Origin of the sequence: Gordonia sp. 852002-51296_SCH5728562-b, assembly GCF_001665475.1 — a bacterium.
In the GTDB taxonomy this organism is placed as follows: Bacteria; Actinomycetota; Actinomycetes; order Mycobacteriales; family Mycobacteriaceae; genus Gordonia; species Gordonia sputi.
Genome location: NZ_LZMI01000087.1, coordinates 1 through 21,615 on the forward strand (window position 1 = coordinate 1; position 21,615 = coordinate 21,615).

The 21,615-nt window shown below is 64.4% G+C and carries 25 protein-coding genes and 2 pseudogenes; 10 read left to right on the top strand and 17 right to left on the bottom strand.

Features of this window, described 5'->3' with window-relative positions:
* Nucleotides 1-139: 139 nt before the first annotated feature.
* A complete protein-coding gene (locus A5766_RS15930; RefSeq protein ID WP_064905374.1) occupies nucleotides 140-625 on the top strand; it encodes a hypothetical protein in 486 nt (161 codons plus the stop codon).
* On the opposite strand, the gene coaA is transcribed toward A5766_RS15930, so the two are convergent.
* The 16 genes from coaA to A5766_RS16010 all read right to left on the bottom strand — a co-directional run bounded on the left by coaA (nucleotide 567) and on the right by A5766_RS16010 (nucleotide 15,721).
* Nucleotides 567-1,538, bottom strand: a complete 972-nt coding sequence (gene coaA, locus A5766_RS15935; RefSeq protein WP_064905376.1) for a type I pantothenate kinase — start codon at nucleotides 1,536-1,538, stop codon at nucleotides 567-569. The genes A5766_RS15930 and coaA overlap by 59 nt on opposite strands.
* 43 nt (nucleotides 1,539-1,581) lie before the next feature.
* Nucleotides 1,582-2,445, bottom strand: a complete 864-nt coding sequence (locus tag A5766_RS15940; protein ID WP_064905378.1) for an urease accessory protein UreD — start codon at nucleotides 2,443-2,445, stop codon at nucleotides 1,582-1,584.
* Nucleotides 2,442-3,074, bottom strand: a complete 633-nt coding sequence (gene ureG / locus A5766_RS15945) for an urease accessory protein UreG (RefSeq protein ID WP_064905379.1) — start codon at nucleotides 3,072-3,074, stop codon at nucleotides 2,442-2,444. Before ureG ends, A5766_RS15940 begins: the two co-directional genes overlap by 4 nt.
* Entirely contained in the window at nucleotides 3,071-4,777 is a 1,707-nt protein-coding gene (ureC, locus tag A5766_RS15950) for an urease subunit alpha (protein ID WP_064905381.1), read from the bottom strand. Before ureC ends, ureG begins: the two co-directional genes overlap by 4 nt.
* Nucleotides 4,774-5,415, bottom strand: a complete 642-nt coding sequence (ureB, locus tag A5766_RS15955) for an urease subunit beta (RefSeq protein WP_064905383.1) — start codon at nucleotides 5,413-5,415, stop codon at nucleotides 4,774-4,776. Before ureB ends, ureC begins: the two co-directional genes overlap by 4 nt.
* Nucleotides 5,416-5,447: 32 nt before the next feature.
* The gene (locus A5766_RS15960) at nucleotides 5,448-6,107 is read right to left on the bottom strand and encodes an urease accessory protein UreF (protein ID WP_064905385.1); all 660 of its coding nucleotides are present in this window, start codon (nucleotides 6,105-6,107) and stop codon (nucleotides 5,448-5,450) included.
* Nucleotides 6,104-6,595 (bottom strand): hypothetical protein, encoded by a 492-nt coding sequence (locus tag A5766_RS15965; RefSeq protein WP_064905388.1) that lies wholly within the window; start codon nucleotides 6,593-6,595, stop codon nucleotides 6,104-6,106. The genes A5766_RS15960 and A5766_RS15965 overlap by 4 nt, the downstream gene beginning before the upstream one ends.
* On the bottom strand, nucleotides 6,592-8,001 hold the full coding sequence (locus A5766_RS15970) for an amidase (protein ID WP_064905390.1): 1,410 nt from the start codon (nucleotides 7,999-8,001) through the stop codon (nucleotides 6,592-6,594). Before A5766_RS15970 ends, A5766_RS15965 begins: the two co-directional genes overlap by 4 nt.
* 41 nt (nucleotides 8,002-8,042) lie before the next feature.
* A complete protein-coding gene (locus A5766_RS15975) occupies nucleotides 8,043-8,255 on the bottom strand; it encodes a hypothetical protein (RefSeq protein ID WP_064905392.1) in 213 nt (70 codons plus the stop codon).
* Nucleotides 8,197-9,582 (bottom strand): amidase, encoded by a 1,386-nt coding sequence (locus A5766_RS15980; protein ID WP_064905394.1) that lies wholly within the window; start codon nucleotides 9,580-9,582, stop codon nucleotides 8,197-8,199. Before A5766_RS15980 ends, A5766_RS15975 begins: the two co-directional genes overlap by 59 nt.
* Nucleotides 9,579-10,406 carry an ATP-binding cassette domain-containing protein gene (locus A5766_RS15985; RefSeq protein ID WP_064905396.1) on the bottom strand — a complete coding sequence of 276 codons (828 nt, stop codon included), beginning with the start codon at nucleotides 10,404-10,406 and terminating at the stop codon, nucleotides 9,579-9,581. Before A5766_RS15985 ends, A5766_RS15980 begins: the two co-directional genes overlap by 4 nt.
* The gene (locus tag A5766_RS15990; RefSeq protein WP_064905398.1) at nucleotides 10,396-11,277 is read right to left on the bottom strand and encodes an ABC transporter ATP-binding protein; all 882 of its coding nucleotides are present in this window, start codon (nucleotides 11,275-11,277) and stop codon (nucleotides 10,396-10,398) included. The genes A5766_RS15985 and A5766_RS15990 overlap by 11 nt, the downstream gene beginning before the upstream one ends.
* Entirely contained in the window at nucleotides 11,274-12,206 is a 933-nt protein-coding gene (locus tag A5766_RS15995) for an ABC transporter permease (protein WP_064905400.1), read from the bottom strand. Before A5766_RS15995 ends, A5766_RS15990 begins: the two co-directional genes overlap by 4 nt.
* Complete coding sequence (locus A5766_RS16000) at nucleotides 12,203-13,180, bottom strand: ABC transporter permease (protein ID WP_231894676.1); 978 nt, start codon at nucleotides 13,178-13,180, stop codon at nucleotides 12,203-12,205. Before A5766_RS16000 ends, A5766_RS15995 begins: the two co-directional genes overlap by 4 nt.
* Nucleotides 13,177-14,835: an ABC transporter substrate-binding protein gene (locus A5766_RS16005; protein ID WP_082965540.1), complete on the bottom strand. Its 1,659-nt coding sequence runs from the start codon at nucleotides 14,833-14,835 to the stop codon at nucleotides 13,177-13,179. Before A5766_RS16005 ends, A5766_RS16000 begins: the two co-directional genes overlap by 4 nt.
* Before the next feature lie 187 nt (nucleotides 14,836-15,022).
* On the bottom strand, nucleotides 15,023-15,721 hold the full coding sequence (locus A5766_RS16010) for a response regulator transcription factor (protein WP_064905402.1): 699 nt from the start codon (nucleotides 15,719-15,721) through the stop codon (nucleotides 15,023-15,025).
* A 152-nt stretch (nucleotides 15,722-15,873) separates the two neighbouring features.
* On the opposite strand from A5766_RS16010, the pseudogene A5766_RS16015 reads away from it, so the two are divergent.
* From A5766_RS16015 to A5766_RS24725, 5 genes and pseudogenes are all read left to right on the top strand, one after another.
* A pseudogene (locus A5766_RS16015) lies at nucleotides 15,874-16,275 on the top strand (DUF885 domain-containing protein); the annotation flags it as partial.
* Between the two features lie 356 nt (nucleotides 16,276-16,631).
* Nucleotides 16,632-16,751 (top strand): annotated as a pseudogene (locus tag A5766_RS25080) (hypothetical protein); the annotation flags it as partial.
* 15 nt (nucleotides 16,752-16,766) lie between these two features.
* A complete protein-coding gene (locus A5766_RS16020; RefSeq protein ID WP_231894677.1) occupies nucleotides 16,767-18,122 on the top strand; it encodes an NAD(P)/FAD-dependent oxidoreductase in 1,356 nt (451 codons plus the stop codon).
* A 13-nt stretch (nucleotides 18,123-18,135) separates the two neighbouring features.
* A complete protein-coding gene (locus A5766_RS16025; RefSeq protein WP_197501504.1) occupies nucleotides 18,136-18,576 on the top strand; it encodes a DUF1931 family protein in 441 nt (146 codons plus the stop codon).
* Between the two features lie 212 nt (nucleotides 18,577-18,788).
* The gene (locus tag A5766_RS24725) at nucleotides 18,789-19,235 is read left to right on the top strand and encodes a helix-turn-helix domain-containing protein (protein WP_197501492.1); all 447 of its coding nucleotides are present in this window, start codon (nucleotides 18,789-18,791) and stop codon (nucleotides 19,233-19,235) included.
* Nucleotides 19,236-19,483: 248 nt separating this feature from the next.
* On the opposite strand, the gene A5766_RS24450 is transcribed toward A5766_RS24725, so the two are convergent.
* Complete coding sequence (locus A5766_RS24450; protein WP_156527474.1) at nucleotides 19,484-19,801, bottom strand: hypothetical protein; 318 nt, start codon at nucleotides 19,799-19,801, stop codon at nucleotides 19,484-19,486.
* 137 nt (nucleotides 19,802-19,938) lie between these two features.
* Between A5766_RS24450 and A5766_RS16035 the strand changes: the two genes are divergently transcribed.
* The 4 genes from A5766_RS16035 (at nucleotide 19,939) to A5766_RS16050 (ending at nucleotide 21,455) form a co-directional block, all read left to right on the top strand.
* Entirely contained in the window at nucleotides 19,939-20,394 is a 456-nt protein-coding gene (locus A5766_RS16035; RefSeq protein ID WP_064905409.1) for a hypothetical protein, read from the top strand.
* Nucleotides 20,391-20,663, top strand: a complete 273-nt coding sequence (locus tag A5766_RS16040; RefSeq protein ID WP_064905411.1) for a hypothetical protein — start codon at nucleotides 20,391-20,393, stop codon at nucleotides 20,661-20,663. Before A5766_RS16035 ends, A5766_RS16040 begins: the two co-directional genes overlap by 4 nt.
* A gap of 73 nt (nucleotides 20,664-20,736) precedes the next feature.
* The gene (locus A5766_RS16045) at nucleotides 20,737-20,952 is read left to right on the top strand and encodes a hypothetical protein (protein WP_064905413.1); all 216 of its coding nucleotides are present in this window, start codon (nucleotides 20,737-20,739) and stop codon (nucleotides 20,950-20,952) included.
* 176 nt (nucleotides 20,953-21,128) lie between these two features.
* A complete protein-coding gene (locus tag A5766_RS16050) occupies nucleotides 21,129-21,455 on the top strand; it encodes a hypothetical protein (protein WP_064905414.1) in 327 nt (108 codons plus the stop codon).
* The last annotated feature ends 160 nt before the right edge of the window (nucleotides 21,456-21,615 follow it).

A 21,615-nucleotide genomic window follows, 5' to 3' on the forward strand; every position in this document is an offset into this window, starting at 1 on the left:
TGGGCACAGCTGGCATCCTTCCAGGCCGCCCGGCAGGGCAAGCCAGATCAGATGTCACCTACTCGTGCACCAGCCCCCTGTTACCCACGTGGCTGCTACCCATCGCTCTACAGCTACTGGTCTCGGTATTGTGTGACCCATGCCCGCATCCCAGGCCGACTGCATCGAGTGCGGCGAGACCTACTACGCCACCCGCAGCGATGCGCTCTATTGCTCGCGCCGGTGCAACCAGCGCGCCTACCGCAAGCGCCACGCCACCGATAGCGGTCACGTGACCGATCTGAGCGCAGTGCCCGCCGCACCGAGCCCGGTCCCGCCCGGTGATGAGTGGCTGCCCGCTGCGTTCGAGGCATGGCACTACGACACCTACGCCGACCGGCTGGCCAAGGCGGAAGCCATCCCCAAGAGCAAGAAGAAGACCCGCGCTGACGCGATTGCCTGGGAGCAACGCACCGACGGCGGCGATCTCATCGACCGCTACATCAACCACCTGCGCGTAGAGCGCGTTGACCCGTCGCTGGTCGGCGAGAAGTTGCCCGCCTCAATCACCTCCGACATCGCCGAGGTCATGCTCGCCGACATGCAAGACCGGCTCCAGGGTCTCTACGTAACCGCACTCGATTGATGGAGTGATCAATGTCCTTGCGTAGCACCAGACTTGCCCGCGGTCGCGTCGGGAGGATGTTCTCGATGAGGTTCGGTCGGTTGATGGACATCCACAGGTCCCGTGCGGCGGCCGTCGCCTGCTCGTCGGTCAGAGAGGCGTAGGGGTGGAAGTGTGAGTTGGGGTCTGCGAACGACGTGGTCCGCATCTTCAGGAAGCGCGACACATACCACTTCTCGATGTCGTCCATCTTCGCGTCGACGTAGATGGAGAAGTCGAAGAGATCCGACACCATCAACGTAGGTCCGGTCTGTAAGACGTTGAGGCCCTCAAGGATCAGGATGTCGGGCTGACGCACGTAGTGATATACGTCGGGAACGATGTCATAGGCGATATGCGAGTAGACCGGGGCGGTCACCTCGCGCGCCCCGGACTTGACCTCGGTGACGAACCGCAGCAGGGCCCGACGGTCATAGGATTCCGGAAAACCCTTGCGGTGCATGATTCCTCGCCGCTCCAGCGTGGCGGTGGGCAGGAGGAATCCGTCGGTGGTGACCAGATCGACCTTGGGGTGGGATTCCCAGCGCGCCAGTAGCGCGGCCAGCACGCGAGCGGTGGTCGACTTGCCCACCGCGACGCTGCCGGCGATGCCGATCACGAAGGGCACCTGCCGGTTGGTCTGCCGGTCGCCGAGGAACGTCGACGTCGCGGCGAACAGCCGCTGGCGGGCCGCGATCTGCAGGTGGATGAGGCGGGATAGGGGCAGATAGACGTCGGCGACCTCGTCGAGGTCGATCTGTTCACCGAGACCGACCAGGTCGGCGAGCTCGTTCTCATTGAGCACCATCGGCATTGATTGCCGCAGGTCACGCCACTGTTTGCGATCGAGTTCCAGGTACAGACTGGGATCGCGGTCGGTGGTGTGGCGGGCCATCAGGCGCGACTTCCGGCCACCGTGGGGGACTCGGACCTGCTCGTCATGGGCTACAGCATATGGGCATCCTCTCCGGTTCTATCCCCGGGCTCCGCGCGTGCAGTGGTGACGTGGGCGAATCATGGCGGGTCACGCATGTGATCGCGGCCGATGTGATCTGGGACACCTCGGAGAGGAAGGTTCGGAGGACCCCTCCGTCTTCGGCAACGGCGCGGACGATCAGCCCGAGCCTGTGCGGAAGTCGCGCGACCGCACAGTAGACGCGTGTGTCGGACTCCAGGGACTCAAGTAGTAGACGCAGGTCCTCGGTAGGGTCATCGGCTGCCGCAGCACCGAGGGCGTACACGCTGCCGAAGGCGCGGAACTGCCGTGGGGATGAGGCGGTGGCCAGTAGTTGATGATCGACGGCGGCGCAGCGTCGGTCAGTGCACATGCGGACGGTGATCGCCGAGTCGACGATGCCGCCGGAGCCGATGTCGACCGACGGATGGATCGCGGTCGCCTCTACCAGGATCACATTCGCGGACGGGGCCAGTGTGAGGTAGGTGCGTTGACGATGCGAGGCTGATGGTCCGACGACTCGCAAGCCGGTGTCGACGACGGCACAGGCATCCTCACCCGCGCGGATCGTGCACCATTCCTGGCTTGCCGCCCCGCCGGGCACACCCGCGACTGTCACGGCACCCTGGCCGCGCAGCGCGACCCGGGTGCCTGCACCCAGATCGAACCGGCTGCGAACCCGGTCGCCGGGGATCATCGAACCGGCGACATTCTGCAGGATCAGCGTGGAGTAGGGGTCGTCGTCGGGACCGAAGAGCCTTCCGACGTGAAAGGGCCAGCGGTGACGCCGTCGCGTGAGCACGGTCTCGCCACCGGCCAGGCCAAAGGCGAGATCGATGTCGCTCACCGGAACAGAACTTCGCGGTCCAGGTGATCGAGCAGGTGATCGAACCCGACGCCGTCGCGGGCATTGGTGGTCAGTACGGGGCGCCCGTTGCGTACGTGGGCGGCATCGGCGACCATCAGGTCCAGGTCGACGCCCACGTGCGGGGCGAGATCGGTCTTGTTGATCACCAGCAGATCGCAGCGAATGACCCCGGGGCCGCGCTTGCGGGGAATGTCGCCGCCCCCGGCAACGTCGATCACGAAGATCCAGAAGTCGACGAGGTCGCGCGAGAAGGTGGAGGCCAGATTGTCGCCGCCGCTCTCCAACACGATCGCCTCGATGCCGGGGAAGTCGCGTTCGAGTTCGTCCGCGGCCGCGACGTTCATCGACGGATCTTCGCGGATCACGGTGTGTGGGCAGCCGCCTGCCTCGACTGCGCGTACCCGTCTCGGATCGATCAAACCCGAACGGCGGATTCGCTCGGCGTCCTCGATCGTCACCAGGTCGTTGGTGATAACGCCGATGGAGCGGCCTCGGTGGTCGAATTCGGCGATGAGTCGCTCGACGATGGCGGTCTTGCCGGACCCGACCGGGCCGCCGACGCCGATGCGCGCGGCGGCGACCCCGCGTGCCGGTGTGGACGTGGTCATCGCAGCAGGAACCTCCGGGAGAACGGGACATGGGTGGCCGGTTCGCCGTGCAGCAGTTCGCCATCGGCCCGAACCTCGAAGGTGCGGGGATCGACCTCCACGTGCGGCAGGGCGGCGTTTCGCACCATGTCGGATTTGCGCAGCGAACGGACCGAGGCGATCGGCAGGACCTTCTTGCGCAGGCCCAGGCGGTCAGGCACCCCGGCGTCGATGGCCAGCCGGGACATCATGGTGAATCCCAGTTCTGCGACGGCCGAGCCGAGGGCTCCCCAGTTGGGGCGGACGGCGATGGGCTGTGAGCTGACGATGCTGCCGGCCGCGTCGCCCGCGGCGGCCCATGCGATGAACCCGTTCTTGAGTACCATCTGCGGCTTGACGCCGAAGAAGGCCGGCGCCCACATGACGAGATCGGCGATCTTGCCCGTCTCGACCGAGCCGAGGTGCTCGCCGACGCCGACCGAAATCGCCGGATTGATGGTCAGTTTGGCGATATAGCGCTTGACGCGTTCGTTGTCAGAGGCAGCGGTGTGTTCTTCTGGCAGACGCCCGACCCGCTGCTTCATCACCGCTGCAAGACGCCAGCAGGTGGCGGTGTTCTCCGCGAGTCTGCCCATGCCCTGGGTGTCGCTGCCGAAGATCGAGATGGCGCCGAGGTCGTGGAGGAAGTCCTCGGCCAGCATCGTCTGTGGGCGTATACGTGCCTCGGCGAAGGCGACATCCTCGGGGGCCGCCCAGTTCATGTTGTGCGCCGACATGGTCATCGGGATGCCCTCGTCCAGGGCGGCCTTGGTGAACGGGTTGGTCGGATTGGTCGATGCCGGAATCACATTGGGATGACCTACGCAGGTGATGAGATCGGGCGCATGCCCACCGCCCGCGCCTTCGACGTGATACATGTGGATCGTCCGATCGCCGATCGTCGCCATGGTGTCCTCGGCGAATCCGAATTCGTTGATCGAGTCCGTGTGCAGGTGCACCGCGAAGTCCGCGGTGTCGGCGGCGGTGAGGGTGGCGTCGATGACCGCGGGCATGGCCCCGAAGTCCTCATGGATCTTGACCGCTCCCGCACCGGCCGCAACCGATTCGAGGCTGGCCCGCACATCCGAGGACCCACGTCCGAAAGCGAGGTAGTTGACCGGGGAGTACTCGGCGGCCTGCAGGAACAGTCCGAGGTTGCGGGTGCCGCCGGTGCCGACCTCGAACGAGGTACCCAGCGAGCCCCCGATGAGCGTGGTGGTGCCGGTGGCCAATGCGTGTTCGGACTGCTGCGGCGAGATCAGATGCGCATGGGTCTCGATGGTGCCTGCGGTGACGATCATCCCTTCCGCGCTGATCGGCGTGGTCATATGCCCGACGACCATCTCGGGGGGCACTCCGGGCATCGTGTCAGGATTGCCGGCTTTGCCAATCCCGGCGATGCGACCATCACGGATGCCGATGTCGGCCTTGATGATTCCGGATACTGCGTCGATGATGGTCGCGTTGGTGAGCACGTAGTCGAGCGCGCCGTCCGAGGAAGTGGCTGTGGGTTGATACCCCTCGCCGTCGCGAACCGACTTGCCGGCGCCCGCAACGAGTTCATACCCGGGAATGGTCCGATCATCCTCGATCTCGACGGTCAGGTCGGAGTCGGCGAGCCGGATGCGGTCGCCGGTGGTGGGTCCGTAGATGCGTGCGTAGGCGCGTCTGCTGATTGCGGTCATCGATCGACCGGCCCGTTCACGAGGCCGGAGAATCCGTGCGCTATCCGGTTTCCGGCCAGCGGTCTGAGGTCGACGGTGACGGGAACACCCGGTTCAAAGCGAACCCCGGCGCCCGAGGCCACCGCGAGTGCTCGGCCCCACGCCGCGGAGCGGTCGAACTCCAGCGCGCTGTTGGTTTCTGCGAAATGAGCCTGACTGCGCACCTGGACATCACGGTCGCCCCGGTTGATCACGGTCACCGCAACGATGTCGGACTCGAAGAACCGTACATCGCCCTCGCTGGTGATGATCTCACCCGGCGCGGCGATGGTGCACCCGGGTGCGGGGTCCGCGCCCGGGAGGATCGGGTCGATGACCGATACCAGCTTGGTTCCCTCGTCGAAGGGGGCGTCGACCATCAGGATGCCGATCATGTCGGCGACACCGGGCATGACCTGGTCGGTGGTGAGGACGTGCGCAGCGTGATCGACGACGGCGTCGTAGGGCAGATCGCGCCGCGCGGCGAGCATGATCTCGTCGGTGAGCAGTGCGACTGCCTCGGGATGGCTCAACCGCACGCCGTGGGTCAGGTTGCGCCGGGCCATTTCCGCAGCGGTGAAGATCGTGAGTCGTTCGTATTCGGTCGGTGTCAGGTGCATGCAGGTCCTTGGCTTTTGGGTTCTGGGTGAGTTCAGCTGGCGAAAAGGCGTAGTCCGTCGCCGGTGCGTTGGGTGGCGATGTCGGCGAACCAGGAGAATCCGCACGGTGTGGTCGGTGGTGTGGCATCGAGCAGATCGACCAGGGCCACACCCACCTCGTTCAGGATGTACTGGGCTTGAATATGGCCGACGACGCCGAGTCGGACTGCGGCACTGACTATTCCGTTGGCGAACTGCCATGCACAGACATGCTCGGCATCGGTGCGCCCCAACCCGAATCCGTGTAGGCAGATCGCCTGGGCCACTGGCAGATGGCCGCCGACAGTGCCGTTCAACACGCGCTCACGGTAGGCGATTGCGGCCTCGACCCCCAGCGCGGCGAAGGTGCCCAGGGTCGCGATACCCGCACGGGTGGACGCAGTGCGCAAAGTGTCGAGCACACAGGCGGATTCCGCCTGCCGATCGACCCGCGCCGGATCGTCGGCCATCCATGCCGATCGCATCAACACGCGATCATGGGCGTGCCACCGGCCGGCCAACTGCTCGACGACGAAACCGGCCACAGCTGTGTCACTGCACACCAGACCATCCCGAACGGCACTTTCGAGACCGGACGAGAATGCGAATCCGCCGACCGGGAATGCGCTGTCGCCCAGACGCATCATCTGTAGGACCTGTCGGGTATCGGTCATGTGCTCGGGAAGCCCGCACCCAGCTCAATATCGTCGATAACCTCGAGATCGCCTGTGTCCATGATTGATCGGAGTCGTTCACGATAGTCGTGTTCGGCTCCCTCAAGCACGACGACCAGGGTGTCACCTGCCTGCTCGCACTTCCAGTGCAGGTGTCCGGCCAGAAAGCCGATCCGAATCCCAGCCGGTACCGAACGTGCACGCAGACGCAGGTGTCTGGGCCTACCGGCCCGGACGATGACCGCGAGCGTTGGTTCGAGCACCAAGACCGAACCGTCGGACAGAGTGCCCGCTCGCGGTAGTCGCACCGCGTAGTCGGTGCCGTACTCGCTGGTGATCCGCAGCCGCCGCCGGTCGAGGTCGGCCGGATCAAGATGGATGTAATCGACCGCATCGCGGTGGCGCAGGTCATGCAGTTCCGCGCTGATTGCGGTATCCGATTCGTGTCCGACCACCGTATCGATGATTCGGGGTGGCGCGGTGGTCACGAGGCCACCGATGTGGCAACGGGTGCGATACGTCCGACGACGTCGGTTTCGGATTCCAGCGCGTACCCGGCCCGCAGGATCGTCGCCTCCTCGAACGGCCGGCCGATCAGCTGGACGCCTAGCGGTAGTCCCTCGGCCGAGAACGCCGCAGGCACCTGCAATGCGGGCAACCCGGTTACGTTGGCGGGCGCAGACATCCGACTGTAGGCGGCCGTGGCGCCTTCGATCGTGCCGTCCGCCCAACGGAAGAACGCGTCCGCGCGCGGCACGGCGACGCCGGGCACGGTCGGTGCGAGCAGGATGTCGATGGACTCGTACATGTCCCGCCAGCCCTGCTGGATGAGTGTCCGCAACCGGAGGGCATTGATGTAGTCGACCGCGGGCATCACCTCACCGAGTTCGAGGAAGGTGCGGACTTCGTCGGTGAACAGCTCCGGCGAGTTGCGCATCGCATCCATGTGATATGCGCTGGCCTCCGGGCTCAAGATGGCCCATTCGGTGGGAAGGATGTACTCGGCATGGGGGATCGCCACCTCGACCAACGTCGCACCGAGCTGTTCGAGGACAGTGGCTGCCGACCGTGCCGCGGCAAGGGCCTCGTCCTCGACATGCTCGGTGTAGAAGTTGGTTGGGATGCCGATGCGAAGCCCTTGCACGCCGTCGGCGATGTGGCTGGTGAAGTCGGGTACCCCCGCGTCGACCGAACCGGGGTCGCGGCGGTCGTAACCGGACATGGCGCCCATGACCAATGCGGCGTCGTGGACGTTTCGGGTGAGCGGCCCGACGTGATCGAGTGACCAGGACAGCGACGCGACGCCGACGCGAGGTGCGCGCCCGAATGTCGGCTTGAGACCGACGGTTCCGCACACGGCGGCCGGGATACGAATCGAGCCGCCGGTATCGCTGCCGAGTGCCACGTGTACGACCCCGGCACCAACTGCGGCGCCCGATCCGCCGCTCGAACCTCCTGGTGTGCGGCTGGGATCCCAGGGATTTCCACTGCGCGGCGTGGTTGCACCGTAAGCGAATTCGTGGGTCTCCGTCTTGCCGATCAACACCATGCCCGCGTCGTAGAGCTTGCTGACGGCGGCGCTGTCGGCTTCGGGAACATAGCTGGTCCGTTGCTCGGAACTTGAGGTGGTGGCTATGCCTTTGGTGTCGTAGAGGTCCTTGACGCCCAACGGAATCCCATGCAGCGGGCCTCGGATATTGCCTGCCGCGATCTCGGCCTCCGCGGTGGCTGCCTGGGTGCGTGCGACGTCGGCGGTGACGGTGGTGAAGGCGGTGATCGCGGGTTCGACTTCGGCGAGCCGGGCCAACGACGACTCGACGACTTCGACCGGGGAGATCTCACGAGCGCGGATCTTGGCGGAGATCTCGGAGAGTGGGAGTTCGTACAGGTTCACGGTTTCACCTTTCGGGCAGGCGGGGCGGGGCAGGGGGCGTATCAGGTCCAGGACGCGTTGAAGGCGACAGCCGGTGGGGTCTCGCCGAGGCCGATCACACTGGCCTGGCGGATCAACGCCAATGTGGCGGCGTAGGTTTCGGCGTTTGCGGACAGCCGCGCGTCGTCGACAACCAGGCCGGCGATAGTGAACTGGTCAGCGATCTGCCCGCTGGTGAGCGGGGCTGCTGTGCGGGTCGTGATCTGGATATCCATCGTGATGTCCTTCCGGGGTGGGTGGTTGACGTGATTCGATTGCGGCGGCAAGCCCGATGACCAGCGGGTCGGACAACGGTGGGCCCATGATCTGAAAGCCGATGGGCAGACCGTCGGTGCCGCGGCCGCACGGCACACTCATCGCCGGGATTCCGGCGAGGTTGGCCGGGATGGTGAGTGCGTTGAGGCCGTCGAGGATCGGAGTGCGTATTCCGCCGAGTTCGACATGGTCGCTGCCGAACTCCGGCGCTGTCATCGCGACCGTGGGTGACACGAGCAGATCGATGTCATCGAAGATCGCGTTGATGCGCTGGGTCAGGGCTGACCGTCCGCGTTGTGCGCGGGCGTAGTCGACTGCGGACCGGGAAGCTCCGATCGCGAGCGCGGCGCGGACGTCGGGGCCGTACTGCGCGCCGTCGATGCCGGGTTGGGCGGTGTGCCAGTCCAGCGCCTCGACCGAGGCGATCGTGGTCAGCAGCTCCGGGCAGTCATGGAGTCCGGGAACCTCGATCGGGACGATCCGCGCGCCGGCTGCGGTGAGTCCGGCGACGGTGGCGGCGAACGCGTCGGCGACGTCTGCATCGAGTCGATCACAGAAGTAGTTTTCGCACAAGCCAATCCGCAGTCCGTCAGCGCCGCGGTGGAGTTCTGCGAGGACGTCCAATGTGCCGCCGTCGATACTGAACGGATCGGCGGGGTCCGGGCCGATGATCGCCTGCAGTAGGGCTGCGGTGTCGGATACCGATCGGCCGAGCGGGCCGGCGTGATCGAGGGTGAAGCTGATCGCGCTGATCCCGCTGCGGCCGACGAGACCGTACGTCGGTTTGATGCCGGCGACTCCACACAGCGCTGCGGGAATGCGGATCGAGCCGCCGGTATCGGTACCCAGCCCGCTTGTCGCCATACCGGCCGCGATGGCTGCGGCGGTTCCGCCACTCGACCCGCCCGGTATCCTGCTGCGGTCGTGCGGGTTTCGTGTCGGAGGTGTGTTGACGCCATAGGCGTACTCATGGGTCGCTGTCTTGCCGACCACGACGGCTCCGGCTGCACGTGCACGCGCAACTGCCTGCGCGTCACGTCGGGCGGGGATCGGTGGGCTGGCCGGTGAACCGTTGCCGGTGACGCGACCGCCGATGTCGTAGAGGTCTTTGACCACGATGGGGACGCCGGACAGTGGTGGCGCCCAATCCGTGGCCGGTTGGCGCTCGACCTGAGCGGATACGGTGTCGGTGTAGACCTCAACGAAGGCACGGATGTGCTCGTCGCCCGCTTCGATGGCGCGAAGCGCGGCCCGAACCGGATCGAGGGTCTCTGTCGTCGGGGTCACGCGGTCTCCTTTGACTGTTCGGAAGCCGGCGCTGCCTCCGGCTCCAGGACGGCGGCGACAAGTGTGCGGGTCACCTCGGTGCGAGGCGCTGTGAGCAGGTCGTCGACCGGGCCGCACTCGACGAGTCGACCACGATCGAGAACTCCGGCGCGGTCGCACATGTGCTCTACAAGTGCGAGATTGTGGGTGATGAGGAGCATGGCCAGATCTCGTTCTGCCTGGAGATCTTTGAGCAGATTGAGGATCTGGGCTTGCACGGACACGTCGAGCGCTGCGGTTGGCTCGTCGAGCACGAGGAAGTCCGGTTCACGAATGAGTGCACGAGCGATCCCGAGACGTTGTCGTTGGCCTCCGGAGAACTCGTGGATGTAGCGTCCGTAGTGCGAGGACTCCATCCCTACCCGGTCCAGGATCGCCAACACCCGTCGGCGTGCCTCGGTGGCGTCGATGCGATCGAAACGGGTGAGCGGGTAGGCGATCTGACTGCCGACGCTGCGGCGAGGATTGAACGCCGATCCGGAGTCCTGGAAGACGATCTGGAGTTGCCTGCGGAACCGGCGGAGGTCGAGTTCACCGAGGGTGGTCAGCTCATTGCCCTCGAACAGGACCGAACCGGCGGTGGCGCGTTCGAGCTGGAGAATCATCCGCCCGGTTGTCGTCTTCCCCGATCCGGACTCCCCGATGAGGCCGAAGGTCTCGCCGCGCCAGATGTCGAAGCTGAGATCGTCGACGGCCACGAAATCTGCGGCGCGCTTGTTCTCACCCCGGACCCGGAACACCTTGCGCAGATTCCGGACGGTGATCAGCGGTTCCTCATGCGACATCGGCGGTCTCCTGTGAACTGGGGTCGTGGAACTCGAACAGGCGGCGGTCGGCGCGCGGGACTGCGCGGGCCGAGTCGTCGAGGTGCAGCCGGGGCACTGCCTTCATCAGGCCCTGGGTGTAGGGGTGGGTGGGATGCGACAGGATCGACTCGGTGGTGCCGGATTCCACGACGATGCCGCGACGCATGACGGTGACATCGGTGCACACATGTGACACGACCCCGAAATCATGTGTCACCAGCAGGATCGAGGTGCCCAGTTCTCGGTTGATATCGAGCAGCAGATCCAGGATCTGTTTCTGCACGGTGGCATCGAGAGCGGTTGTGGGTTCATCGGCGAGGAGGAGATCTGGTCGGCAGGACAGGGCCAGGGCGATCACCACGCGTTGTCGCTGGCCGCCGCTGAGCTCGTGCGGGTATGCCGACATCCGGCGTTTGGGATCGGGGAGGGCGACTAGTTCGAGGGCTTCGAGCGCCTGTGCCCTGGCCGAACGCTTGTCGACCCCGCGGTGGTGGCGGATGACCTCGATGAGCTGTGCTCCGATCGTGAACGACGGGTCGAGCGCGGTGAGCGCATTCTGCGAGACCAGACCGATCCGCCGGCCACGGATGGCCTGCATCTGACGCTCGGACTTCTGCAGGAGATCTTCACCGCGGAAGGTGATCGTTCCGCTGCGAATCCTGGCCCGGCTCGAGCCGAGCAACCCCAGTACCGTCAAGGACGTGACGCTCTTACCGGAGCCGGATTCTCCAACCAGTCCGACAATGGCGCCGTCGCCGACGGTGATGTCGACGCCGTCGACCGCGTGCACAACGCCACTATCGGTCTGGAAATCGACGCTGAGAGAGCGAATTTCAAGAATGTTGGTCATGCGCTCGTCTGCTTCCGTGGGTCGAGGGCGTCGCGGATGCCGTCGCCGATGAGATTGAACGACAAGGCGACGACGAGGATCACCAAACCGGGAATTGTCGCGATGTGGTAGACGCCCTCAAGCACCACACTCGATCCGTCGGAGGTCATGATTCCCCAGTCCGGCATGGGTGGGATGACACCGACGCCAAGGAAACTGAGTCCAGCGGCCACCACCACCATGAGTCCGCACAGCGTGGTGGCATACACCACGAGCTGGGCGATCACATTGGGTGCGATCTCACGGAACATGACCTGCAACGGATTTGCGCCATATGCCCGTGCCGCTTCCACATACTCCTTGCCGGACTCCTGGACGGTTGCGGTATAGGCGACGCGCGCCATGTACGGGATGAGGGTGATGGCAATCGCGATCATCACATTGTTCAGCCCCGCGCCGAGAACGGCGGCCAGAGCAATTGCCAACAACACCAACGGGAATGCGAAGAGCACATCGAGGATCCGCATGAGAATCTCACCGGAACGACTGCGGCGGTACCCGGCGAACAGGCCGATCAACAGGGAGAGCGGGAAGACGACTGCCACCGGAGCCACCGCGACCAGCAGGGAGTTGCGCCCGCCGTAGAGGAGCCGGGCTGCGATGTCTCGTCCCTGGCCGTCGAGGCCGAGTGGATGTCCAGGGGTGCCGATGCCGGCGAGGCGATCGACCGGGTTGCCGCTGACCGGACTGTACGGCGTGAGCAGTGGTGCGCAGATCGACGCGGCGGTGATCAACAGCAGGATGATCATGGCGCCGAGAGCAACTCGATCGCGGCAGAATGCGCGCACCGCTAGTCGCCACGCAGACGGAGTGGCGGTGGGGGTGGGCGCGGGGGCCTGTGTTTGTGCGACGTTCTTGATGGTGCGGGTGACGCCGGTGATGACACTCATGCTCCGACCTTTCTGCGAGTGCGGGGATCGAGCAGTCCGACCGCGGTGTCGGCAAGGAGATTGACGATGACAAAAGCGAGAGCGATGAACAGGACCCCGGCCTGTACGACCGGGATATCGCGTTGGGTGATCGAGGTGTAGAGCTGCTGGCCGAGGCCAGGCCAACCGAAGACGACCTCGACGAAGACGACACCACCGAGGAGGTAGCCGATCTGGAGTCCGATCACGTTGATGATTGGGGGCAGGGCGTTGCGCAGTGCATGTCGCCACAGCACTGAGCGTGCGGTCAGTCCGGAGGCCCGCAGGGTTCGGATGTAATCCTGTTGCAAGACTTCGACCATCACACTGCGGGTCATCCGGGCGATGACCGCCAGGGGGACGAGCGCGGCGGCGAGGGCCGGTAGCAGCAGATGGGTCAACAGATCACCGAGGCCGCCCGGGTTGCGACTGTTGTACATGCCGGAGGTCGGCAGGATACCGAGCCGAATCGAGAAGAACCCGATCAAGAGCAGGCCGAACCAGTAGACCGGGACGCTGGCTCCGGAGAGGGCGACGAACATCGAGATCCGGTCGAAAATGCTGTACTGCTTGCGGGCGGCGAGCACTCCGAGCGGAACGCCGATCACTATGCAGAGCAATAGTGCTGCGCCGGTCAGGATCAGGGTGTTGGCAAAACGTGGTCCCATGATGTCGGTGACGGGCGCGTTGATCGTGAGCGAGCGTCCGAGATCGCCGTGCAACAGTCCACCGAGATAGTCGATGAATTGGAGGGGAAGAGATTTGTCGAGGCCGAGTTGGGCGCGGATCTCGGCGACGGACTCCGCGGTGGCGCCCGAGCCGAGGATGGTGATCGCAGGGTCGCCGGGCACCAGTTGCAGCAGCAGGAATACCACGAGGCTGACGCCGAGGAGAACGAGGACGGTAGAGAAGAGTCGTCTGCAGATCGTGAAAAGTAGTGTGTCAGAGGAGATCACTGCGTGAGCCTCACATTCGTCAGGTCGTACCATTCCTCGCTTGCCGAGACGAATCCGGTGACATAGGGGGCGAGGACATACGGGGCTTTGTCATTGACAATCGGGGCCAGGGCAGCGTCCTCGGTGACGATGTCGTTGGCACGCCGCCACCAGTCGGTGGCGACTTGGGGATCGGTGGAGCGGATGGCGGTGTCCATCGCGGTGTCGAGTCGGGGATTGGTGTAGTAGCCGACGTTCGGCCCGTTGGGTGCCTGCAGTGCAGACGATGTCGCGATGTAGAGCCAGTAGGGGCTGGTCATACCCCACGACATCTGCGCCATGCCGACACCGGGGGCCGCCCCCTGCGCCCAAGTGCTCAGGTACGAAATCCATTCCTGGGTATCGATCTTCAGGTCGATTCCGATCTCGGCGAGATTCTGCTGCAGGTATTCGGCCATCTGGCTGGGGATGATCTGTCCGGATCCGTCGACCGACGTGGTCAACGTGGTGGTGAAGCCGTGTGGGTAGCCGGCCTGACGTAACAGAGTGCGTGCCTGGTCGAGGTTGCGTGCGTAGGCGTCGGTACGTTGGACATAGGCGTTGTTGGCCGGTGCCTGAACGCCGTAGGCGGGATTCACCGATCCGCGCAGCAGGTCACGAGCCATGCCCTCGCGGTCGATCGCGAGATTGAGCGCTTGCCGAACTTCCTTGTGCGCCATGATCGGATCGTGCATGTTGAATGAGAGGTACCAGACATGTGGGGGGCGTCCCTCGGAGAGCTGGTAGCCCTGTGAGACCAGGTTGGCGATGCTGTCCGGATTGGGCACCGCGATCATGTCGACGTCGCCACTACGAAGCGCAGCAGTTCGTGCCGACGCATCCGGCAACGGTCGGAAAACGACTCCCTTGATCGAGGGCACCTGACCCCAGTAGTCCTGATTGCGCGCGAGTTCGATGCGTTCGCCACGTACTCGCTTGACGAACTTGAACGGTCCGGTTCCCACCGGATGGTCGGCGATGTCCTCGCCGTAGGTCCGCAACGCAGCCGGACTGATGATCGCGGTCGAACCGTTGCCGCCCTGGGCCAACATCCGCAGGAACTCGGAGAAGGGCTGCTTGAGTCGGATGACGAGTGTGTACTTGTCCACCGCCCGCACATCGCTGGTGAACTTCCAGACGAAGTTGGTCTGACCGGCCGCCTTGGCCGAGTACTGCGGTGCGCTCTTGTCCCACATGCGGCGGATGTTGTACTCGACCGCCGCAGCGTCGAGCGGGGTGCCGTCGTGGAAACGGACGCCGTGGCGGATGTGGAAGGTGTACTGCAATCCGTCGGGCGAAACGTCCCAGGATTGTGCGAGTCCGGGGCGAAGCGGCGGTACCGTCGCCTCGGCTGACGGAATGCTGAGGTTCTCGTCCACGAGCGGCTCGAAGATCTGCCGGTTGATGCGCCACGTCACCCAACCGCCGGCAACCTGCGGGTCGAGGACGTCGGCCTCGGATTCGATGGCGATGACAAGAGTGTTGCCGGTGTGCACCTCTTCGCGGCTGCAGCCGGTGAGCACGATCAAAGCGGCGGCAAGCGCGATGCAGAGCGCGGCGAGTGGCTTTCGGACGCGTCGACTGACCCGCTGCGTCGAAACCTCTTGATGCGGTGGGAAACCCGGGACACGGGTCATAGCTGTTGTTTCTCCGCTGGTGCGATGGGAAGGGGTGATGAAGCGTCGGTGTGGGGTGTTGTGCGCTGTTGTCGCACAGGGGAATCACGGTTCCTCAACTCTAGGAAGCGTGAAAGGGTCTGCGGAATACGTAAACTGACGTATTCCGTGTTACGGAATGTTACGAAGGGCTCGCAGCCACGGGCAGCTACTCAGGCGAGGGAGCCGGGCCGGCGATCTCGGTGGCACGCACCGCCGCAGCGACACGATTGTTGACACCCAGCTTGCGCAGTATCCGCTCGACGTGGGTGCTCACAGTGCGGGAGGACAGGAAGAGTGTGTCGCTGATCTCGGAGTTGGACAAGCCTTTTCGCAGGAGGTTGAGGATCTCGTTCTCGCGGGCGGTCAGCCCGAATGCACTGCGCTGATGGTGGCGCGCCGCGAAGTCGGTGAACGTCGGGCGCAATGTCTCCAGGAGTTCCTTGGCTGTCCCGGCAAACCGATCGCCGGCAATATTGCCCTGACACATCCCGACCGTGCGTCCCTGGCGGTCATGCAGGACCATCAGGAAACCGTTGTTGAAGCCGACTGGTCGAAGGATCCGCGCACCACTGTAGGAGGCGGGAAACTCGGGGACGTCTTCCCAGGTCTTGACCGCCTGGTAGTCGCGGAACTGCTGCCGGAACTCGGGCAGTTGTTCGATCTCGCCGGTGAGATGCTCGGCGACCTGCTCGGGGTAGCCACTGTTCTGGACGATCGTGTAGTCGCCCTCGGCTGAGTTCTTGTACGCGACCAGGACCGAATCGCAGTGAGCCTCGAGTCGCAGGTATTCGACTGCTCCACGAATCCGGATACGAGCATCCGGCGAGACCATGTCGGCCGCGATCGTCAAAAGGCCAGTCGTCATCCGTCGTGTCCTCCTGTGCAGCTGTGCCCGCTGCTGAAGGCACAGGAGTCTGCATGTTGTCATCGAGTGAACATCGAAGTCGCGCCGCGTTGGTTGCGTCGAGGTAACACGCTCACGTGAGCATCCACACACCTGATGGGTAATCTTCGGTCATGGCATCCGATCTGCTGGTGACCGACTACCTCCGCCTGGGGCTGGCCTTCGACCGCCTGGAGGAAGGATTCGTGGACGCCTACACCGGTGACCCGACCCTACGGGCGCAGATCGCAGCCGCCCCGGCACCCGAACCCGCACAGTTGGCGCGGCGCGCCCGCGAACTGGCCGCGGAACTACCTGCTGATCTCGATGCCGACCGCGCAGCCTTCGTGGGTGCTCATCTGCGCGCCCTGGAGTGTTCGGCTCGCAAGTTCGCGGGCGAGGAGATCGGATTCGTCGACGAAGTGAGCGCGTACTTCGATGTCGACATCGCGATGGGAGACGAGCAGACCTATCGGCAGGCCCACGCCGATCTGGCGGTGGCGCTCGGCGTCGACGACGCGACCGACGATCGTCTGAGGCTACAGCTTCGGGCGACCGGCGCAACCTGGCAGCATGTCGCCGATCAACTCGGCTACCGATCTCGGCAGGCTGCTCAGCTCGCCGTCCGCCGGTACCTCGACGCCCACCAGCCGGACCCTGACGCTGAGCGTGGCGTCACGTCCGAGACGTTGCGACTGCTGACCTCGACCCTGTTCAACCAGCTCGCTACCGCGAGAGCGGCTGGTGACTCTGACGCGGTGGTCCGTATCTCGAAGGAGATTCGTTCGATCGGTGCCGAGTCGAGCAAGCTGAACGGCCTCTACCGGCCCGGCTGATTCGAGCGGGCACCCGCAGCAGCGACTTCTTCGTCGTCCTTTCCGGCAAGGTCGCGATCATCGACGAGGGCGCCGAGGACGGTGAGCGTCGGATATTGCGCCTGCACGGTCCGGGCCGATTCCTGGGCGAGCTCGGACTGCTGGATGGCCAGGTGGCGTTCTTCACCGCCGAGGCGATCGAGGACGGCGAGGTGCTCGTCGTCCCAGCCGAGCGGGTGCGCGAGCTCGTCGCCCACGACCTCGTGCTCAGCGATCTGATCCTGCGGGCTTACCTGGTGCGCCGGCACCTACTGATCGGGCTCGGTTCGGGGTTCCGAATCATCGGCTCCTGCTATTCCCCGGACACGTTGCGGCTTCGCGAGTTCGCGATGCGCAACCGGCTGCCCCACAAATGGATCGATCTGGAGCAAGACGAACGGGCGGAGCAACTGCTGCAAAGCCTGGGTGTCGCCCCAGAGGACACTCCCGTCGTGATCTGGCACGGCGAGAAGGTGCTGCGCAATCCGACGAACGCCGAACTCGCCCGCATCGTCGGGCTTCCGGTCCCGGACGCAGCGCACGACGTGTGCGACCTCGTCGTCGTAGGTGCCGGACCGGCGGGTCTGGCCGCGTCCGTGTACGGCTCATCCGACGGGTTGAACACGGTGACACTGGAGTCGATCGCTGCAGGTGGGCAGGCTAGCACCTCCTCCCGGATCGAGAACTACCTGGGCTTTCCGGCGGGGATCTCCGGTGCCGAATTGGCGGAGCGGGCCGTGATTCAGGCCGGGAAGTTCGGTACCCGCCTTCTCGTGTCGGCGGAGGTGACCGGTTTGGGATCCGAGGGCGGGAACCATGTGCTCCAACTGGCGGACGGCGGCGAGATCCGCGCCCGGGCGGTCGTGCTCGCCACCGGGGCGCGATATCGCAAGTTGACGGTTCCGGGAATCGAGGCACTGGAGGGGAGAAGCGTGTATTACGCCGCAACCCATCAGGAAGCGCGGCTGTGCGGCACCGACCCTGTAGCCATCGTCGGCGGCGGAAACTCCGCCGGACAGGCCACCGTCTTCCTCGCAGACCAAGTTTCCCACGTTCACCTCCTCATCCGCGGCCACGACCTCGGAAAAAGTATGTCCCGGTATCTCGTCGACCAGATCGAACGCCATCCGCGCGTGACCGTGCACCGAAATGCCGAGATTCGTGAGGTCCACGGCGACAAGCACCTCGAAGAGATTGCAATCGAGGACAATCGCACGGGCGACAAGGCCAGGATCCGGGTGCACGCTCTGTTCGTCTTCATCGGGGCGATGCCGCATACCGGGTGGCTGACCGACGCGATCGCGCTCGACGATCACGGCTTCGTCCTCACGGGCGTGGACGCCGTCCCCGTCCGTGAGGACGGCAACCAGAGAATCGACGCCCCGCCGTCGAGAACACTCGAAACGAGCCGGGCCGGTCTGTTCGCAGCGGGTGACGTCCGCAGCGGCTCGGTAAAACGGGTCGCATCTGCTGTCGGTGAAGGAGCGATGGCGGTACGACAAATCCATGAATACTTCGAGAGGAGCTGACGACATGCCAGTGATGGGCACTGCAAAATTCCAGCGGTTCTTCCGGGTAGCGGCTGGACTGCACGTCGACCGGAACGATCTCAAACGCTATACAGATTTCATCGACGACAAGATCTACGACGTGATCCTCATCGGCAAGGCCTCGGCAAAGGCAAACCTGCGGGACGTGATCGAACCGTGGGACCTGCCGATCACCAAGGGGCTGCAGGAGAGCATCGACCGATTCGAGAAGCTGGACGAGGAGATCGAACTACAACCTCTGCTCGACCAACTGGCGGCCCAACCGCCCTTGGACGTAGCCCTCTCCGAGAGAACCGAGCAGAGATTGCCGCTGATTGCCGGCGGCTTGAGCGTGGCGCTGGCGCGCACTTTCGTCACTGTCCAGCCGGACCGCAAAAACCCCGGGAGCGCCGAGTGGAACGTCACCCTCGACATCTTCCATCAACTCCTCTGAACCCAGCCAGCGACCGGGCACTGATGGCGGACAAACGTGCCATCCTTGGCTTCGCCGAAAGGCACTGTCGTCATGCATTCAGCCTAGCCGCTAGACTGGCCAGAAACTAGCCATATGTTTAGCCGATAATATTGATTACGTAAAGTAGGGGTTTACGTCTACAGGTAACGCATATCTTGACACTTGTCTCCAGTGACAGCAACATGAGACTTGTGACATCACATGTGGGAGCTTCCCTCGCCGGCCTCGTCGACGAGTACAAACAACGACGCGGGCTGACCGACGTGGCTACTGCTGAACGTCTCGGCATGAGCCGGATGAATCTGAATCTATGGCGGCGCGAAGGGTTGCGAGCACTGCCGACACGTGAACGTCTGGAATCCGTCGCTGCCGCGATCGACGTCCCGTACACGCTCGTCCTTGAAACGGCTCTGGCCGAATGCGGCTACCTCGACGATCCCCCACCGGGGGACACAATCTCACTCGACGGCATCGTGGCTGTTTCACGGATCGTCAGTGCACTGCTAGACCGTCCCCTAAGCCCGTCTGAGTCCTCCCGACTCAAAGCGGCGTGGCAAACCCCCCGCCCACGTACCCTCGACTCGATCGCCAACTATCTAGCCTCCCAGCGTGAGGACCCTACTAGTCGCGTGATCTAGCGGCCTCCGCCGCCACACGCTCGGCTTTTCGGCACGAAGGAGTGTCGGGGTACGTTGCCGCCAACCAGACCACTAAGCGCGTGATCCTGCGAATCAGGCACGGTGCCCGATAATCAGCCCGTGAACACCACCATCGCAGCGGCGGACGCTACCCCGACAGGTGTGTTCGGACTGTCGTCCGTCGACGCCACCCTGGTCGCGGCTACAGCCGCCTTCTTGGGTACCACCCGGCCCCACCCGCGTCGCGGTTAAAACAGACTGGCAACCATGCAGAAAACGAAGAACGCGACGATGCCGCTGGTGCCGTAGGCGGTGATCCGGTCGTCGCGGTCCAGGCCGTCGCGGTAGAGCTGGACCGCCGCCGACGTGAATAGCGCCGCGAACATGATGGTGGCGAGCGTAGACATGCCAGGGATTACAGCAGGCTCGTTTTCAGCGCCCCAATAGGTCCGATCGAGCGCCCTGTCCGGTTCGGTTGATCGCTGCCACCGTTGCTGGCAGCCAGCCGTACCGCTTGCCACTTCCTGTTCCCACGACCGCATCCGGTGCTGGTAACCGACCTTCATGAAAGTACCGACGCACAGTGCCGGAATGCACACCCCATGCACGGGCGATGTCGGCCAAGTCGAGGTACTCCTGCACGATCCAAGACTTTACAACAGACCGTTGCGGGACTACAACGGACCGTTGTATAGTTCCGACTATGGATGCGCCGCTGACCCTTCTTGAGCAGATGGCAGAGCGCGACCGTCACAGGACGATGGCGATTCGGGCTGCGATCGGTGATGCCGTTGATCGGGTCGTGGCAAACCTCGATCTAGGGACCGCCACCGCGGCAAAGCGCGGCCGGAACCCTCAGTTCCCATATGTTCCGATCATCAAGTACTCGGCGGGCGGTAAACAACGAACACGCCAGCTACGCGGCCTGGCCTACGAGGATCGTACGGAGGCCGTAGCACGTGCTCAGGCTTCTATCGACGCAACCCGACGAAAGCTCGCGGAAGATCTGTGTCGTCCGCGTGAACGGGCGCTGCGTGAACAGTTCGGTCTACCGCGCGAGCCTCTTGCGCCACTCCTCTATGGACGTGACGAGCCGCAATCAGCGCTGGACACCACACCGCCAACCGCCACAACGGCAGAACGGACAGGTCAACAGTGAGCACATTGGATGAGCCGGTCAACCAGCTCTACGACGTCATACTGTCAGTCCAGAGAAGGACCGTCGACATCGAACGTGAGTACCGCGCCCTCGCAAACCGCGACGACCTCGCGGTCGACACCCTCGGCGCGGAGACGACACCCGCTGAATGCATCGCCCAGGTCACTGAAGCGCTCACCGCCATGCGGCGCTACCTCGACGCCGCCGAAGACGCCCGCACTGTCGCCAAGAACGCAGCCGCCCGCTTGTTCCTCGACAGACAGCAGTAGCCCAAAAACAAGAGGGGTGTGCCGGTGTTGCTGCACCGACACACCCAACGATCAGAGATAGGAGCTCCGATCAATGTCTCATTCTGCCACTCATCGCGCGCGCACCTTGTCCGACGAGACTGCCGGATACCTGTACGCCGATCACACCATCCGATCGGTCAACCCAGCAGGACGGACCGCAACCGCCGCCTGGGTCCTCGCCCGATACGCCCGCAACCCGAGCACCCCCTACGGGCGCGGATTCCGGCTGCGCCTGGTCGAATTCACCACCCCACCACGGAGCCAGTGATGTGGCGTGTGGAAGCCCTCGGCTGCGCTCTAGCAGGCACCCTGACCGGCATTGCGATCGCCGCTGGCCTCCTGATCCGCCAGAATCAGCACGGCGCACTCGGCCAACCCCGACCCCAGGCCACCGACTGGCAGCACGACCCCACCCACTCAACAAGCACCGTGAGGTGACATGCCATGACACACCACACCATCGCCGACGACAACGACGGCGACAACCTCTCCCCCGGCGAGACCGCGTGGAACATCGCCCGAGCGCGCGGTGACATCGCCGCGACCCTCGGCAAAGCAGTCGTTCACCTCGAGGACGCCACCGCCCGCGTCGAACGCATCCGCGGCCTGGGAGACATCGAATACACCACCGGCCTCGACGGGCTCGACGCCCAGCACTGGATCGCTGACGCTCGCCGCGCCGCCCAAGCTGCTCTCACGATCACTCAAACCATCGCTGGTGTCGAAATCGCCGACCACCTGTCACACCACCCTGGGACAATCACGCCATGACCGGTCCCCCATCGTCACAGGGCAAGGCTGGCTACTCGTCGCGGTTCGCGCGATCGAGACCGAAGTCCACTGAACGTAAGGAGAACTCACCGTGAATGAGATCGAGGCAGACGAGCGCTTAATCGAGTCCGTCGAAGGGCTCCACGAGCTCGCCATGAAC